The sequence below is a fragment of the Micromonospora sp. WMMC241 genome (assembly GCF_027460165.1).
GTDB classification, from domain to species: domain Bacteria; phylum Actinomycetota; class Actinomycetes; order Mycobacteriales; family Micromonosporaceae; genus Micromonospora; species Micromonospora humi.
In genome coordinates, this window is record NZ_JAPZBF010000001.1 from 4,006,360 (window position 1) to 4,020,542 (window position 14,183).

General features: G+C 72.4%; 12 protein-coding genes and 1 rRNA gene. 8 read left to right on the forward strand and 5 right to left on the reverse strand.

Annotated features, from left to right (window positions below; translation table 11 throughout):
- Positions 1–32 precede the first annotated feature (32 nt).
- Together O7598_RS17950 and tyrS are read right to left on the reverse strand one after the other, a co-directional pair.
- Positions 33–1,547, reverse strand: a 16S ribosomal RNA gene (locus O7598_RS17950).
- 605 nt (positions 1,548–2,152) lie between these two features.
- Positions 2,153–3,436 carry a tyrosine--tRNA ligase gene (tyrS, locus tag O7598_RS17955; RefSeq protein WP_269694900.1) on the reverse strand — a complete coding sequence of 428 codons (1,284 nt, stop codon included), beginning with the start codon at positions 3,434–3,436 and terminating at the stop codon, positions 2,153–2,155.
- Positions 3,437–3,545: 109 nt separating this feature from the next.
- Between tyrS and O7598_RS17960 the strand changes: the two genes are divergently transcribed.
- The 4 genes from O7598_RS17960 to O7598_RS17975 all read left to right on the forward strand — a co-directional run bounded on the left by O7598_RS17960 (position 3,546) and on the right by O7598_RS17975 (position 5,908).
- On the forward strand, positions 3,546–3,929 hold the full coding sequence (locus O7598_RS17960) for a PaaI family thioesterase (protein ID WP_175441427.1): 384 nt from the start codon (positions 3,546–3,548) through the stop codon (positions 3,927–3,929).
- Positions 3,930–4,000: 71 nt separating this feature from the next.
- Entirely contained in the window at positions 4,001–5,227 is a 1,227-nt protein-coding gene (locus O7598_RS17965; protein ID WP_269692485.1) for an NRAMP family divalent metal transporter, read from the forward strand.
- Positions 5,224–5,604 (forward strand): hypothetical protein, encoded by a 381-nt coding sequence (locus tag O7598_RS17970; protein WP_269692486.1) that lies wholly within the window; start codon positions 5,224–5,226, stop codon positions 5,602–5,604. The genes O7598_RS17965 and O7598_RS17970 overlap by 4 nt, the downstream gene beginning before the upstream one ends.
- A complete protein-coding gene (locus O7598_RS17975) occupies positions 5,591–5,908 on the forward strand; it encodes a PRC-barrel domain containing protein (RefSeq protein ID WP_269692487.1) in 318 nt (105 codons plus the stop codon). Before O7598_RS17970 ends, O7598_RS17975 begins: the two co-directional genes overlap by 14 nt.
- A gap of 89 nt (positions 5,909–5,997) precedes the next feature.
- Here O7598_RS17975 and O7598_RS17980 read toward each other — a convergent pair whose 3' ends face one another.
- The gene (locus O7598_RS17980; protein ID WP_269692488.1) at positions 5,998–7,368 is read right to left on the reverse strand and encodes a hemolysin family protein; all 1,371 of its coding nucleotides are present in this window, start codon (positions 7,366–7,368) and stop codon (positions 5,998–6,000) included.
- Positions 7,369–7,555: 187 nt separating this feature from the next.
- Between O7598_RS17980 and O7598_RS17985 the strand changes: the two genes are divergently transcribed.
- Positions 7,556–8,170 carry a TetR/AcrR family transcriptional regulator gene (locus O7598_RS17985; protein ID WP_269692489.1) on the forward strand — a complete coding sequence of 205 codons (615 nt, stop codon included), beginning with the start codon at positions 7,556–7,558 and terminating at the stop codon, positions 8,168–8,170.
- 87 nt (positions 8,171–8,257) lie between these two features.
- Positions 8,258–9,775: an FAD-dependent monooxygenase gene (locus O7598_RS17990; protein ID WP_269692490.1), complete on the forward strand. Its 1,518-nt coding sequence runs from the start codon at positions 8,258–8,260 to the stop codon at positions 9,773–9,775.
- 6 nt (positions 9,776–9,781) lie between these two features.
- On the opposite strand, the gene O7598_RS17995 is transcribed toward O7598_RS17990, so the two are convergent.
- Together O7598_RS17995 and O7598_RS18000 are read right to left on the reverse strand one after the other, a co-directional pair.
- Entirely contained in the window at positions 9,782–10,408 is a 627-nt protein-coding gene (locus O7598_RS17995) for a YgjV family protein (RefSeq protein WP_091066954.1), read from the reverse strand.
- A gap of 10 nt (positions 10,409–10,418) precedes the next feature.
- Positions 10,419–10,922, reverse strand: coding sequence for a GNAT family N-acetyltransferase (locus O7598_RS18000; RefSeq protein WP_269692491.1), 504 nt, complete (start codon positions 10,920–10,922; stop codon positions 10,419–10,421).
- A 134-nt stretch (positions 10,923–11,056) separates the two neighbouring features.
- Between O7598_RS18000 and ppdK the strand changes: the two genes are divergently transcribed.
- Together ppdK and O7598_RS18010 are read left to right on the forward strand one after the other, a co-directional pair.
- Positions 11,057–13,717, forward strand: a complete 2,661-nt coding sequence (gene ppdK / locus O7598_RS18005) for a pyruvate, phosphate dikinase (protein ID WP_269692492.1) — start codon at positions 11,057–11,059, stop codon at positions 13,715–13,717.
- Between the two features lie 12 nt (positions 13,718–13,729).
- Complete coding sequence (locus O7598_RS18010; protein ID WP_269692493.1) at positions 13,730–14,176, forward strand: hypothetical protein; 447 nt, start codon at positions 13,730–13,732, stop codon at positions 14,174–14,176.
- Positions 14,177–14,183: the final 7 nt, after the last annotated feature.

The window sequence follows — 14,183 nt, forward strand, 5'->3', positions numbered from 1 at the left end:
CATACCAGCTTTCGCTGGATGGTGCTCCTTAGAAAGGAGGTGATCCAGCCGCACCTTCCGGTACGGCTACCTTGTTACGACTTCGTCCCAATCGCCAGCCCCACCTTCGACGGCTCCCTCCACAAGGGTTGGGCCACCGGCTTCGGGTGTTGCCGACTTTCGTGACGTGACGGGCGGTGTGTACAAGGCCCGGGAACGTATTCACCGCAGCGTTGCTGATCTGCGATTACTAGCGACTCCGACTTCACGGGGTCGAGTTGCAGACCCCGATCCGAACTGAGACCGGCTTTTTGGGATTCGCTCCACCTCACGGTATCGCAGCCCATTGTACCGGCCATTGTAGCATGCGTGAAGCCCTGGACATAAGGGGCATGATGACTTGACGTCATCCCCACCTTCCTCCGAGTTGACCCCGGCAGTCTTCGATGAGTCCCCGCCATAACGCGCTGGCAACATCGAACGAGGGTTGCGCTCGTTGCGGGACTTAACCCAACATCTCACGACACGAGCTGACGACAGCCATGCACCACCTGTGACCGCCCCCGAAGGACCTTACATCTCTGCAAGTTTTGCGGCCATGTCAAACCCAGGTAAGGTTCTTCGCGTTGCATCGAATTAATCCGCATGCTCCGCCGCTTGTGCGGGCCCCCGTCAATTCCTTTGAGTTTTAGCCTTGCGGCCGTACTCCCCAGGCGGGGCGCTTAATGCGTTAGCTGCGGCACAGGGAACCGGAGAGGCCCCCCACACCTAGCGCCCAACGTTTACAGCGTGGACTACCAGGGTATCTAATCCTGTTCGCTCCCCACGCTTTCGCTCCTCAGCGTCAGTATCGGCCCAGAGACCCGCCTTCGCCACCGGTGTTCCTCCTGATATCTGCGCATTTCACCGCTACACCAGGAATTCCAGTCTCCCCTACCGAACTCTAGCCTGCCCGTATCGACCGCAGGCCTGGGGTTGAGCCCCAGGTTTTCACGGTCGACGCGACAAGCCGCCTACGAGCTCTTTACGCCCAATAAATCCGGACAACGCTCGCGCCCTACGTCTTACCGCGGCTGCTGGCACGTAGTTGGCCGGCGCTTCTTCTGCAGGTACCGTCACTTACGCTTCGTCCCTGCTGAAAGAGGTTTACAACCCGAAGGCCGTCATCCCTCACGCGGCGTCGCTGCATCAGGCTTCCGCCCATTGTGCAATATTCCCCACTGCTGCCTCCCGTAGGAGTCTGGGCCGTGTCTCAGTCCCAGTGTGGCCGGTCGCCCTCTCAGGCCGGCTACCCGTCGTCGCCTTGGTAGGCCATCACCCCACCAACAAGCTGATAGGCCGCGAGCCCATCCCAGGCCGAAAAACTTTCCACCACACACCATGCGGCACGTGGTCATATTCGGTATTAGCCCCGGTTTCCCGGGGTTATCCCAAAGCCTAGGGCAGGTTGCTCACGTGTTACTCACCCGTTCGCCGCTCGAGTACCCCGAAGGGCCTTTCCGCTCGACTTGCATGTGTTAAGCACGCCGCCAGCGTTCGTCCTGAGCCAGGATCAAACTCTCCAACAAAAACTTTGTCGGACACAATGTCCTGGCAACAAAAGTGTTGCCAAAGGAATCCCAACCAGCAACCATCCGAAGACAGCCACCAGTCCGGGGTATAAAACAATTGGCACTGGCTTTACAAGCACCCTGTTGAGTTCTCAAAGAACAACCACACACCACACCGGAAACCCCCACCAGGAGGCCCCGACCCGGGGCATTTCGTTCACCGCGCCCGCCGCTCTCGCGCCGGGCACTTTTACTACGTTACCCGCTGGTTTCTGCCGTGTCAAACCGGTGTTTCCCGGTTTGTCGTGCGTCACCCTATTGCTGGGCACACCGCGAAGCATCCGACTCGCGCCGGTCGCTTCGAGGATTTCGGCAGGACGACCGATCGCGGTTTCCCGCTGGCCCGTCCGTTTCCCTGCCGGCCGATAACCTTACCCGGTCGGTTCCGCCTCTCCAAATCCGCCTCCCGGCGGATCCGGGGCACCGCCCGTGTCCCAGGTCCTGCGCTCCGGCCGCTCAGGTCTTTCGCCCTGTTCGTCCGTTCCGCGCTGGCAGAGAGAAAGTTACGCGCCCGGCGGATTGATCGTCAAATCCGCCGGGCGCGTCCCGCGTCACATCGTCGACTATTTGCCCAGCTCAACGCCCGCGAACGACCGCTTGCCCCGGCGCAGCACGAGGTAGCGCCCGTGCAGCAGGTCCGCCGCGGAGACCGTCGCGTCCACCTCGGTGACGCGGGTGTTGTTGACGTACGCGCCGCCCTCGGCGATCACCCGCCGGGCCTCCTTCATGCTCGACACCAGGCCCGACTCCTTGAGCAGGCCGGCGACGTCCGGCAGCTCGCCGACACGCACCAGCCCGGCCTCGGCGAGCGCCGCCCGCAGCGTCTCCGGCGCGAGGTCGTCGAGCGCCCCCCGGCCGAACAGCGCCTGACTGGCCGCCACCGCCTGGGCCGTCTCGCGCTCGCCGTGCACCAGCGCGGTCAGCTCCTCGGCCAGGGCCCGCTGGGCCGTACGCGCCTGCGGGCGTTCCGCGGTGGCCTTCTCCAGCTCCTCCAGCTCCTCGCGGGAGCGGAAGCTGAAGTAGCGCAGGTAGCGGGTGACGTCGCGGTCGTCCGCGTTGAGCCAGAACTGGTAGAAGGCGTACGGGCTGGTCATCTCCGGGTCGAGCCAGACCGCGCCGGTCTCGCTCTTGCCGAACTTGGTGCCGTCCGACTTGGTGACCAGGGGCGTGGTGAACGCCTGCACCGGTCCGGCGCCGCGCCGGCGTACGTAGTCCACCCCGGCGGTGATGTTGCCCCACTGGTCGGAGCCGCCGTACTGGAGCTGGCAGCCGTGCCGGCGGTGCAGCTCGAAGAAGTCGTTGGCCTGGAGCAGCTGGTAGCTGAACTCGGTGTAGCTGATGCCGCTCTCCAGCCGGGCCTTCACCACCTCGCGGGCCAGCATCTTGTTCACCGGGAAGTGCTTGCCCACGTCCCGGAGGAACTCCACCACCGACATCTCGCCGGTCCACTCCAGGTTGTTGACCATCTGCGCCGCGTTGTCGCCGGTGTAGGTGACGAACGGCGAGAGCTGGTCCCGGATGCGCCGGACCCAGCCGGCGATGACCTCCGGCGGGTTGAGCGTGCGTTCGGCGCTCTCCTTGGGATCACCGATCTGGCCGGTCGCGCCGCCCACCAGCAGCAGCGGCCGGTGCCCGGCGAGCTGGAGCCGGCGCGCCATGACGACCTGCATGAGGTTGCCGGCGTGCAGGCTGGGGGCGGTCGGGTCGAAGCCCACATAGAACGTGGCGCTCGGGCCGTCGAGCAGCGCGCGCAGCTCGTCGAGGCCGGTCGAGTCCTGGATCAGGCCCCGCCACAGCAGGTCTTCGGTCAGGGAGTCCCGCCCCTGCGGGAGGTTGCTGTCGGTCACGGTCACCGATTCTCCCCCATCCCCGGCCCGGGGCCGTACCGGGTTTGCCGTCACCGGCCGCCGACTAGGCTGGCGGCGCCGCCGAGCGCGAGGAGGAACGACGGTGGAGATGCCGGACCTGACCGGGGGCTTCGCGGCCCTGCTGGGGCTGACGTTCGACGAGGTCGGCGGTGACCGGGTGGTGATCCGCTGGCAGGTCCGCCCGGAGCTGCTCCAGCCGTACGGGATCCAGCACGGCGGGGTCTACTGCTCGGTGGTGGAGACGGTGGCCAGTGTCGGCGGCGCGCTCTGGCTGGGCGACCGCGGCACCGTGGTCGGGGTGTCGAACCAGACCGACTTCCTGCGTGCGGTGCGCGACGGCGAGCTGACCGCGGTCGGCACGCCGGTGCACCGGGGCCGCAGCCAGCAGTTGTGGCTGGTGGAGATCACCGACGGCGACGCCCGGCTGGTGGCCCGCGGGCAGGTGCGGTTGCAGAACCTCACCGCCGGCTGACGCATTCGCCCGAAACCGGGCGCTGACGCCGATATCGTCGCGTCGATGAGGCCACCCGCTCCCGACCCGACGTGAGGAAGCTCCTCGCCGCCACGCTGGGCGTGCTGTCGGCGATCGGCGGGTTCGTCGACATCGGCGACCTGGTGGCGGCCAGCCAGGCCGGCGCGCTGTTCGGCATGGCCCACGCCTGGGTGCTGCTCGTCGGCGTGGTGGGCATCTGCGCGTACGCCGACATGGCCGGCCGGATCGCGGCGGTGAGCGGCCGGGCGGTGTTCGACCTGGTCCGGGAGCGGCTGGGCCCGCGGGTGGCGCTGCTCAACCTGGTCGCGTCGTGGCTGGTCACGGTGGTCACGCTGGCCGCGGAGCTGGGCGGGGTGGCGCTGGCGCTGCACCTGGCCACCGGGGTGAGCCACCTGCTCTGGGTGCCGCTGGCCGCGCTGGCGGTCTGGCTGGTGCTGTGGCGGATGCGGTTCGAGCTGATGGAGCGGATCTTCGGCCTGGCCGGGCTGGCGCTGCTGGTCTTCGCGGTCGCGCTGGTGGCGTTGCCGACCGACTGGGCGGAACTCGGGCAGGGCGCCTGGCAGGTCAGCTCCGGGGGGCACGGCTGGCCGCTGTACTGGTTCGTGGCGGTGGCGCTGTTCGCCTCCACGGTCAGCCCGTACGAGGTCTTCTTCTTCTCCTCCGGCGGGGTGGAGGAGCGGTGGGGCGCGGCGGACCTGGCGCGGGCCCGGTCGAACGTGTTGATCGGCTTCCCGGTCGGCGGGTTCCTGGCGCTGTCGCTGATCGCCGTGGCGACGGTGGCCTACCACCCGTCGGACGCGTCCCTGGGCTCGCTCGGCGAGGTGGCCCGGCCGGTGGCGACCGCGCTTGGTGGCGCCGGCCTGGCCGCCGCGGTGCTGGCGTTCTTCGCGGTGACGTTCGGCGCGGCGCTGGAGACCGGGTTGTCCGCGGCGTACGCGGCGGCGCAGTACTTCGGTTGGCAGTGGGGCAAGCGGGTCAGCCCTCGCGAGGCCGCCCGGTTCCACAGCGTCCTGCTGGTCGGGCTGCTGCTCGGTGTGGTGATGCTGATGACGACAGTGGACCCGGTGCGGTTGACCGAGTACATGCTGGTGCTGAGCGCGGTGGTGCTGCCGCTGACCTACCTGCCCATCCTGGTGGTGGCCAACGACCGCACCTACCTCGGCGACCGGGTCAACGGGTGGTGGAACAACCTGCTCGGCGCGGCGTTCCTGCTGCTCATCGTCGCCGCCTCGGTGGCGGCGGTCCCGCTGGCGATCGTGACGGGGATGGGGCGATGAGGGTCCAGCTCGCCAGGCAGCTGCTCGACCGGCAGATCGTCGACGTCGAGGGCCGGCTCGTCGGCCGGGTCGACGACGTCGCGTTCGCGGTGGACGACGAGGGCTACCCGTACGTGGACGGGCTGCTCACCGGTCAGGGCGCGCTCGGGCAGCGGATCGGCGGGCGGATCGGGCGGCTGCTGGTGGCGGTCGCCGACCGGTTCACCGACGATCCGCCGGTGCCGCCGTTGCGCGTGCCGCTGGCGGCCGTGGCCCGGGTGGACAGCGCGGTGCGGCTGCGGTGCCGGGCGGCGGACCTGCCGCCGTCGCCGGTGGAGTCGTGGTTGCGCCGGCACCTGATCGAGCGGATCCCGGGGTCGTACCGTGCGAGCGGGTGAGCTGCTCGGGCGCACCGCCTACGACCTGCACGGGCGGCGGTTGGGCCGGGTGGTGGACGTGGTGGTGCGCGGTGGCTGGCCGCCGGAGCGGCTGCGGATCACCGACGTGATCGTGGCCGGTCACTGGTGGACCCGGGTGACCAGCCGGTTGATCGGGCCGGAGCTGCACCCGGCCGGGCCGTGGCTGCTGCGGGCGGTCGCCCGGCTGATCGGGCGCAGCACCCACCAGGTGCCCGCCGATGCGGTGCGGCTGCACCCGCCGGTGCCCGGCTTCCCGTTCGGGCCGCCGGCCGGCCGGCGTTGAGCCCTCCTCGGCCCGGCTCACCCGGCGCGCCCGCGCCAGGCGTCGCCGAACGGTCGGGCGACGTCCGTTCGGCGCCCGGCGCGCTGTCGTCAGCGGCGCGCCTCGTCGAACGTCGGGGTGTCCGCCGGGTCGGCGTCGTCGGCGGGATCGAGGTCGGCCGCGTCGTCGTCGCCGTCGGTCCGCTCCCGGCGGGGGCGCCGCCGGATGTGCACCTCGGTGATCGCGCGCTGGTCGACGTCGGCGACCGCCAGCTCCCAGCCGTCGACGGTGACCTGCTCCCCCGCCACCGTCGGGATGTGCCCGAGGCAGATCAGCACCAGCCCGGCGACCGTGGTGTAGTCGCCGGCCGGCCGGTTCGGCAGTTCCACCCCGAGGTCGGTGAGGTCGTGCACCGGGAAGGTGCCGGGCAGCACCAGGGTGCCGTCCGCCTCGGTGCGGACCGCCTGCAGGTCCCGGTCGGTCTCGTCGTAGATCTCGCCGACGATCTCCTCGAGGATGTCCTCCAGCGTCACGATCCCGTCGACCGCGCCGCGCTCGTCCACTACCAGGGCGATGTGCTGCCGTTCTGCCTTGAACTGGCGCAGCGCGTCGACCACGGACAGCGAGTCGGGCAGCAGCATGGGTGGGCGGGCGATCTCGTCGACCGGCCGGTCGTCGGGGACGCCGACCAGGTCGCGCAGGTGGATGACGCCGACCGCGTCGTCCAGGCCGCCGTGGCGGACCACCGGGGCCCGGGAGTGGCCGGTCGCCGCGAGGACGAGCCGCGCGGCGTCCGCGGTGGTGCCGCTGTCGAGCGTGAAGACCTGCAACCGGGGTACGAGGACAGCACGCAACTGCCGGTCGGCGATCTCCACCGCGCCGGCGATGATCGTGCGCTGTTCCTTGGTGAAGCCGTGGTTGCCGGCCACGATGTCGCGCAGCTCGTCGGGGCCGATCTCGTCCGGCTCGTGCTTCGGGTCGAGGCCGAAGAGGCGGACCACCATGTCGCTGGTGGCGCCGAGCAGCCAGACCGCCGGGCGGGTCACGCTGGCCAGCACGTCGAGCGGCCGGGCCACGAGCAGCGCCCACCGCTCGGCGGACTGCATGGCGATGCGCTTGGGCGCCAGCTCGCCGAAGACCAGCGTGACGAACGTGAGCACCAGGGTGACGGCGACGATGGCGACCGTCTCGGCGGCGTTGCCGAACACCCCGAGCAGCGGTACGAGCGGGCGGGCCAGGGACACCGCCGCCGCGGCGGAGGCGAGGAACCCGGCGAGGGTGATGCCGATCTGGATGGTGGCCAGGAAGCGGTTCGGGTCCTTGGCCAGGCGGGCCAGGGTCCGGCCGGCGCGGCTGCTGCGTTCCAGCCGTTGCAGTTGGCTGTCCCGCAGCGAGACCAGGGCCATCTCGCTGCCGGCGAAGGCCGCGTTGACGATCACCAGCACACCGACCAGGGCCAACTGGCTCCAGTAGCTCTGCACGAGCGGTTCTCTCCCTCGGGCCCGATCTGGGTCGGCGACGGCCGACTCACCGGCCGGCAGATCCGGTCGGCGTGGCCCCTCTGTGCCCAGCCGGCGCGCGCCTGAATCCTGTGTACACACTGAGGTCACCGAAAAAATGCGCGCCACGCATCTTTGCGTGCCACGCATCTTTCGTTACGGTGGGGAGGTGAGCGGACTGCGGGAGCGCAAGAAGGCCGCGACCCGGGCGGCGCTGAGCTGGGCCGCCATCCGGCTGACCGTGGCCCGCGGCTACGACGCCGTACTGGTGGAGGACATCGCCCAGGCCGCCGGGGTGTCTCCCCGCACGTTCAACAACTACTTCGCCAGCAAGGCCGAGGCGATCGCCGCCCGGCACCTGGACCGCAGTCGCCGGGTGGCCGAAGCGCTGCGGGCCCGCCCGGCCGGTGAGCCGCTCTGGACCGCGATCGAAGCGGCGGTCCTCTCCGCGTGGGCACCGGGCCCCGAGGTCGAGCAGTCGCCCCCGGACGCCCACGACGAGTGGGTCGCCGGGCTGCGGGTGATGCTCGCCGAACCGGCCCTGCAGGGCGAGATGTTGCGGGCCGGCGCGCTCGCCGAGGCCGAGCTGGCCGAGGCGGTCGCCGCACGCACCGGCACCGACCCCGCCCACGACCTCTACCCGCACCTGGTGGCCGCCGCGGTCGGCGCGGCCGCCGGCGCGGCGACGCGACACTTCCTCCGCGCCGACCGGGCCGAGCCGGTCGAACGCCTGCTCTCCGACGCGCTGGCCCAGGTGGCCGCCGGCCTGCCACCACCGCGCTGACCCGTCCCGACCCGGCGTGAGAAGGGGCCCCTTCTCGACCGGAGGCGTTAACAAGGGGCCCCGCCTTCGGTCCTGGAGGAGCTTGTGATGATCGATGTACTTGTGGTCGGGGCCGGGCCGAACGGGCTGATGCTCGCCGCCGAACTGGCGCTGGCCGGGGTCCGGCCGGTGGTCTGCGACCGGCTGGCCGCGCCGACCACCGAGAACCGGGCCAACGGGCTGGTCGGTCAGGTGGTCCGGATGCTCGACCGGCGCGGCCTGCACCAGCGCCTCACCGGCGACACCGCGTCGCCGCGGCCGGCGCCCGAATTCGTCTTCGGCGCGCTCCCCCTGGACCTGCGCGGCGTCGCGGACAACCCGCTGCACGGGCTGCCGGTGCCGCAGCGGCAGATCGAACGGGTGCTCGCCGACCGGGCCGCCGAGCTGGGCGTGCCGATCCGCCGGGGATGCGAGGTGACCGGTCTGCGGCAGCGCGCCGACGCGGTGGAGGCCCGGTTCGCCGACGGGACCACTGTCACCTGCCGGTACCTGGTCGGCGCGGACGGCGGGCGCAGCACGGTACGGAAGCTCGCCGGGATCGGCTTCCCCGGCGTGACCACCGACCGGTCCGTCTCGCGTACCGCCCAGGTCGGTGTGCCGGCGGAGTCGATCGACCCGGCGACCGGCGGCCTCGCGGTGCCCGGTCACGGCATCGTCGCGCCGTTCCGCCACACCCGCACCGAGCGCGGAATGGTCGTCTGGGCGCCGTTCCCGGACCGGCCGCCGCTGGTCAGCACCACCGAGTGGCCGGACGCGCCGGAGGTGGACGTGCCGATGACGCTCGCCGAGATGCGGGCCAGCGTCGCCCGGGTACTCGGTGCCGAGGTGCCGCTCGACCCGCCGGCCGGCGCCGGGCCGCACGTGCTGCGCCGCCTGGTCGGCGGCAACACCCGGCTGGCCGAGCGCTACCGCGACGGCCGGGTGCTGCTGCTCGGCGACGCCGCCCACGTGCACTCCGCGATCGGCGGCCCAGGGCTCAACCTGGGCCTGCAGGACGCGGTGAACCTCGGCTGGAAGCTGGCCGCCCGGCTGCACGGCTGGGCCCCGGAGGGGTTGCTCGACACCTACGAGGCGGAGCGCCGCCCGGCCGCCCGGCGGGTCACCGTGTCGACCCAGGCCCAGTCCGCGTTGATCGCGCCGGGAAGCGAGGTCACCGCGCTGCGGGAACTCGTCGGCGAGATGCTCGCCCGGCCGGAGAACGCCGCGCACGTGGCCGCGCTGATGGCCGGCGCGGACATCCGCTACGACTCGGGACCGGACGGGCCACCGGTCGGCACCTGGGCGCCGGACCTGGTGGTGCACGGCGACGCCGGACCGGTGCGGCTGGCCGAACTGACCCGCGACGCGCGCCCGCTGCTGCTCGACGGCACCGGCACCCTCGGCGCGGCGGCCGCGCCGTGGCGGGACCGGGTGGACGTGATCGGTGGGCGGCTGGCCGGGACCTCGTCGACCGCGCTGCTGCTACGGCCGGACTGCTATCTGGCCTGGGCGTCCGCCGACGACGCCCCGGACTCCGACGGGCTGCGCGCGGCACTGACGCGCTGGTTCGGCCAGCCCCGGAACTGACCGGGCTCAGGCCGGCTCGGGCAGGTCAAGCACGTACGCCCCGCCCTCCGGGCGGAAGCCGAGCCGTTGATAGTAGGGGGCGACCATGCCCGGCGGGCTGACCACCCGGCGGAAGCCCCGGTCGGTGAAGAGCCGGCTGCGCCGGTAGACGAACTCGCCGGGGGTGAAGTCGCGGAACGGTGGGGTGACGTAGTCCAGGTCGATCTGGGCCACCCCGCCGGCCTCGGCGTGCGACACCATCACGCCGACCACCTCGTCGGAGCGCACCACCAGGAACGCCGACCGGTCGGCGGCGGTCGGGTCCCAGCGGAAGGCCGGGTTGAACCGGGCGATGTCGGCCGCGTGCACCCGCAGGGTGTGGGCCAGGAACGCGTCGCCGGTGCCCACCTCCACCACCTGGTAGGTCTGCTCGTCGTGGCGGGTGGCCAGCATCTTGCGCAGGTACCACACGTTGATCACGGCGAGCACCACGTTCAGCCCGACCATCGGCCAGACGTGCACGGCGGCGTTGTAGCCGATCAGGATCAGGCAGCCGACCAGGTTGAGCGCGCGCAGCCGCAGGATGCGCGTCTGCAGCAGGGACCAGACCAGCAGCGCGGAGCCGGCCCAGCCGACGAGTTCCAGCCAGTTCACCCCGGGGAGACTAGTGGTCGCCCTGGTCAGCCGCCTCGGCGGGCAGCTCCAGCACCCACTCCTCGACCTCGACGCCGCGGCCGACGGCGAATCCCGAGTCCTCGCCGACCACGACGAAGCCGCACTTGCGCAACACCGCGAGCGAGGCGGCGTTGTCCTTCGCGGCGCGGGCGTGCACCGGCCGCTGCCGCACCTCGCGCAGCAGCGCGGTGAGCCCGGCGGTGGCGTAGCCGCGCCCCCAACGCTCCGGGTTGATCCAGTAGGTGACCTCGGTCTGCTCGTCGACCGGGAACGCCGCCACGTGCCCGACCACCTCGCCGCCGGCGACGATCGTGCGGTTGACGATGCGCTCGTCGGCGCGGATCCGGGCCCAGTGCGCGTCGAACGCGGCCCGGTCCGACGGGTCCTTCGGGCCGAACGCGGCCATCCAGTTGGCCTGCGGGTCCTGCTCGTGGGCGAAGAACGCGGACAGGTCGTCGTCGCGTACCGGACGGAGTTCCACCTCAGGGGTCACGGCCGAGACCTTACGCGGACCCACCGACACCGGACGGGACCTCCGGCCCGGCCGGTGCCCCGGTCGGCCCTGCCGGCGCGGTCGGCCGCCCCGGTACGAAGAAGGAGGAACGACGCAGTCGAGGAGGCCGGACCATGCCGAAGTACGTCTACGACTTCATCGAGGGTGACCGGAACCGGGCCGACCTGCTCGGCGGCAAGGGCGCCAACCTGGCCGAGATGACCCGGCTCGGGCTGCCGGTGCCGCCCGGGTTCACCGTCACCACCGACGCGTGCCGCGCCTACCTGGCCACCGGCGCCCCGCCGGACGGGCTGTACGAGGAGATCAACGCGCACCTGCGCGAGGTCGAGGCGCGGCTGGACCGGCGGCTCGGCGACCCCGGTGACCCGCTGCTGCTCGCGGTTCGCTCCGGCGGCCGGTACTCGATGCCGGGGATGATGGAGACGATCCTCGACATCGGGCTCAACGACGCGACGGTGGCCGGGCTGGCCGCCCACGCCGGCGACGAGCGCTTCGCCTGGGACTCGTACCGGCGGTTGATCCAGATGTTCGGCCGCACCGTGCACGGCGTCCCGGCCGAGGAGTTCGAGCACGAGCTGGCCGCGGTGCGGGCCACCGCCGGGCCGGGCGGGCCGAGCGCCGGGCAGCTGCGCGACCTGGTGGACACGTACAAGAAGATCTTCGCCCGGCACGTCGGGCACGACTTCCCGCAGGCCCCGCACGAGCAGCTCCTCCTCGCCGTCCGCGCGGTCTTCTCCTCCTGGCACTCGGATCGGGCCCGGGTCTACCGGCGGCAGGAACGGATCCCGGACGACCTGGGCACCGCGGTCACCGTGATGGCGATGGTGTTCGGCAACCTCGGCCCGGACTCCGGCACCGGGGTGGCGTTCACCCGCGACCCGGCCACCGGCGTGCCCGGCGTCTACGGCGACTACCTGACCGACGCGCAGGGCGAGGACGTGGTGGCCGGGATCCGCAACACGGTGCCGCTGAGCGAGCTGGCACGGCTGGACCCGACGAGCTACCACCGGCTGCGGCAGATCATGGCGACGCTGGAGCGGCACTACCGCGACCTGTGCGACGTCGAGTTCACCATCGAGCGCGGCCGGCTGTGGATGCTGCAGACCCGGGTCGGCAAGCGCACCGCCGCCGCCGCGTTCGTGATCGCCGCGCAGCTCGCCGAGGAGGGGGTGATCACCGCCGACGAGGCGCTGACTCGGGTCACCGGGGCGCAGCTCGCCCAGCTCATGTTCCCGGCGTTCGACGCCGCCGGCGCGCCCGAACCGCTCGCCGTCGGGGTCGGCGCCTCGCCGGGCGCCGCGGTCGGCCGGGTGGTCTTCGACTCCGCCGCCGCGGCGGCGGCCGACGGACCGGTGATCCTGGTCCGGCCGGAGACCAACCCCGACGACCTGCCCGGCATGATCGCCGCGGCCGGCGTGCTCACCTCGCGCGGCGGGAAGACGTCGCACGCCGCAGTGGTGGCCCGAGGCATGGGCCGGACCTGCGTGTGCGGGGCCGACGCGCTGCGCATCGACGGCGAGCGCGGCGAGTTCACCATCGGCGACCGGGTGGTGCGGGCCGGCGATGTGATCTCGATCGACGGCGCCACCGGGCGGATCTGGCTCGGCGAGGTGCCGGTGCAGCCGTCCCCGGTGGCCCGCTACCTGGCCGGTGAGCTGCGCCCCGAGTCCGACCCGCTGACCGCCGCCGTGCACCGGCTGCTCGCGCACGCCGACGCGGTGCGGACGCTCGGCGTCCGGGCCAACGCGGACACCCCGGACGACGCCCGCCGGGCCCGCCGGCTCGGCGCCGCCGGCATCGGGCTGTGCCGGACCGAGCACATGTTCCTCGGCGAGCGCCGGACGCTCGTCGAGCGGCTGATCCTGGCCGACGGGCCGGCGGAGACCGCCGCGGCGCTGGACGCGCTGCTGCCGTTGCAGCGGGCCGACTTCGTCGGGCTGCTCGCCGCGATGGACGGGCTGCCGGTGACGGTCCGGCTGCTCGACCCGCCGCTGCACGAGTTCCTGCCCCCGCTGGCGGAGCTGACCGCCCGGGTGGCCGCCGCGCGGGCGCGCGGCGAGGATCCGGGCCGCGACGCCACGCTGCTGGCCGCGGTGCGCCGGATGCACGAGGCGAACCCGATGCTCGGGCTGCGCGGCGTACGACTGGGACTGGTGGTGCCGGGGCTGTTCGCCATGCAGGTGCGGGCCTTGGCCGAGGCGGCCGCCCAGCGGGCGCGCGCCGGCGGCGATCCGCGCCCGGAGATCATGGTGCCGCTGGTCGGGGACGTGCGGGAACTCGGCGCCGTGCGGGACGAGGCGCAGCGCGTGCTGGCCGAGGTGGACGGCGCGCCGGAGATCCCGATCGGCACCATGGTCGAGACGCCCCGGGCCGCGCTGACCGCCGGGGAGATCGCCGCCGAGGCCCGGTTCTTCTCCCTCGGCACCAACGACCTGACGCAGACCACCTGGGCGTTCTCGCGTGACGACGTGGAGGGGTCGTTCTTCCCCGCGTACCTGGCCCGGGGGATCTTCCCGGTCTCGCCGTTCGAGAGCCTCGACGTCACCGGCGTGGGACGGCTGGTCCGGCTCGCGGTCACCGAGGGACGGGCCGCCCGCCCGGAGCTGACCGTCGGGGTCTGCGGCGAGCACGGTGGCGACCCCGACTCGATCACGTTCTTCGCCGCGGCCGGACTCGACTACGTCTCCTGCTCGCCGTACCGGGTGCCGGTGGCGCGGCTGGCGGCCGGCCGGGCCGCGGTCGAGGCCGGCACCGACTCGTCCGACTCCCGCTAGGAGGGCAGCACCATGACCGCCATCTTCAACCCGACCGGGCTGAACACCGTATCCCCGGTTCCCCGGCCCGCGGCGCCGGCCGCCGACCCGACGCCGGCCCCGGCGGACCCCGGGCCGGTCGGCCCGGTGCTGGAGCTGCCCGGCGCACCGGACGCCGCGCTGGTGCCGGTGACCGTCAAGGGCCGCCCGGTGGGCGCGTTCGTCCTGGTCGGCGGCAAGGTCCGCTACCGCCGGGTGGTCGACCCGGACCAGCTCGTCGCGGCCGCCACCGGCGCGTTCGCGGTGGCGGCCCTCACCGCCGCCGTGGCCGCCTGGTCCCGCCGCCGCCCACCGGCGGTCGGCACCGTGACGATGGGCCCCGGCGGTTGGCTGAGCCTGCGCGGCCTGCCCGCCCCCCACCCCGACACCCGCCCCTGGTGGGCCCGCCTCCTGCGCGCCCACCCCCTCCCCCGCACCTGACCCGACC

Bases quoted from the DNA above. Each gene is read 5' to 3' on its own strand.
- O7598_RS17960 (WP_175441427.1), top strand. From the start codon at position 3,546: ATGCCGGACCTGACCGGGGGCTTCGCGGCCCTGCTGGGGCTGACGTTC.
- O7598_RS17970 (WP_269692486.1), top strand. From the start codon at position 5,224: ATGAGGGTCCAGCTCGCCAGGCAGCTGCTCGACCGGCAGATCGTCGAC.
- O7598_RS17990 (WP_269692490.1), top strand. From the start codon at position 8,258: ATGATCGATGTACTTGTGGTCGGGGCCGGGCCGAACGGGCTGATGCTC.
- ppdK (WP_269692492.1), top strand. From the start codon at position 11,057: ATGCCGAAGTACGTCTACGACTTCATCGAGGGTGACCGGAACCGGGCC.
- O7598_RS18010 (WP_269692493.1), top strand. From the start codon at position 13,730: ATGACCGCCATCTTCAACCCGACCGGGCTGAACACCGTATCCCCGGTT.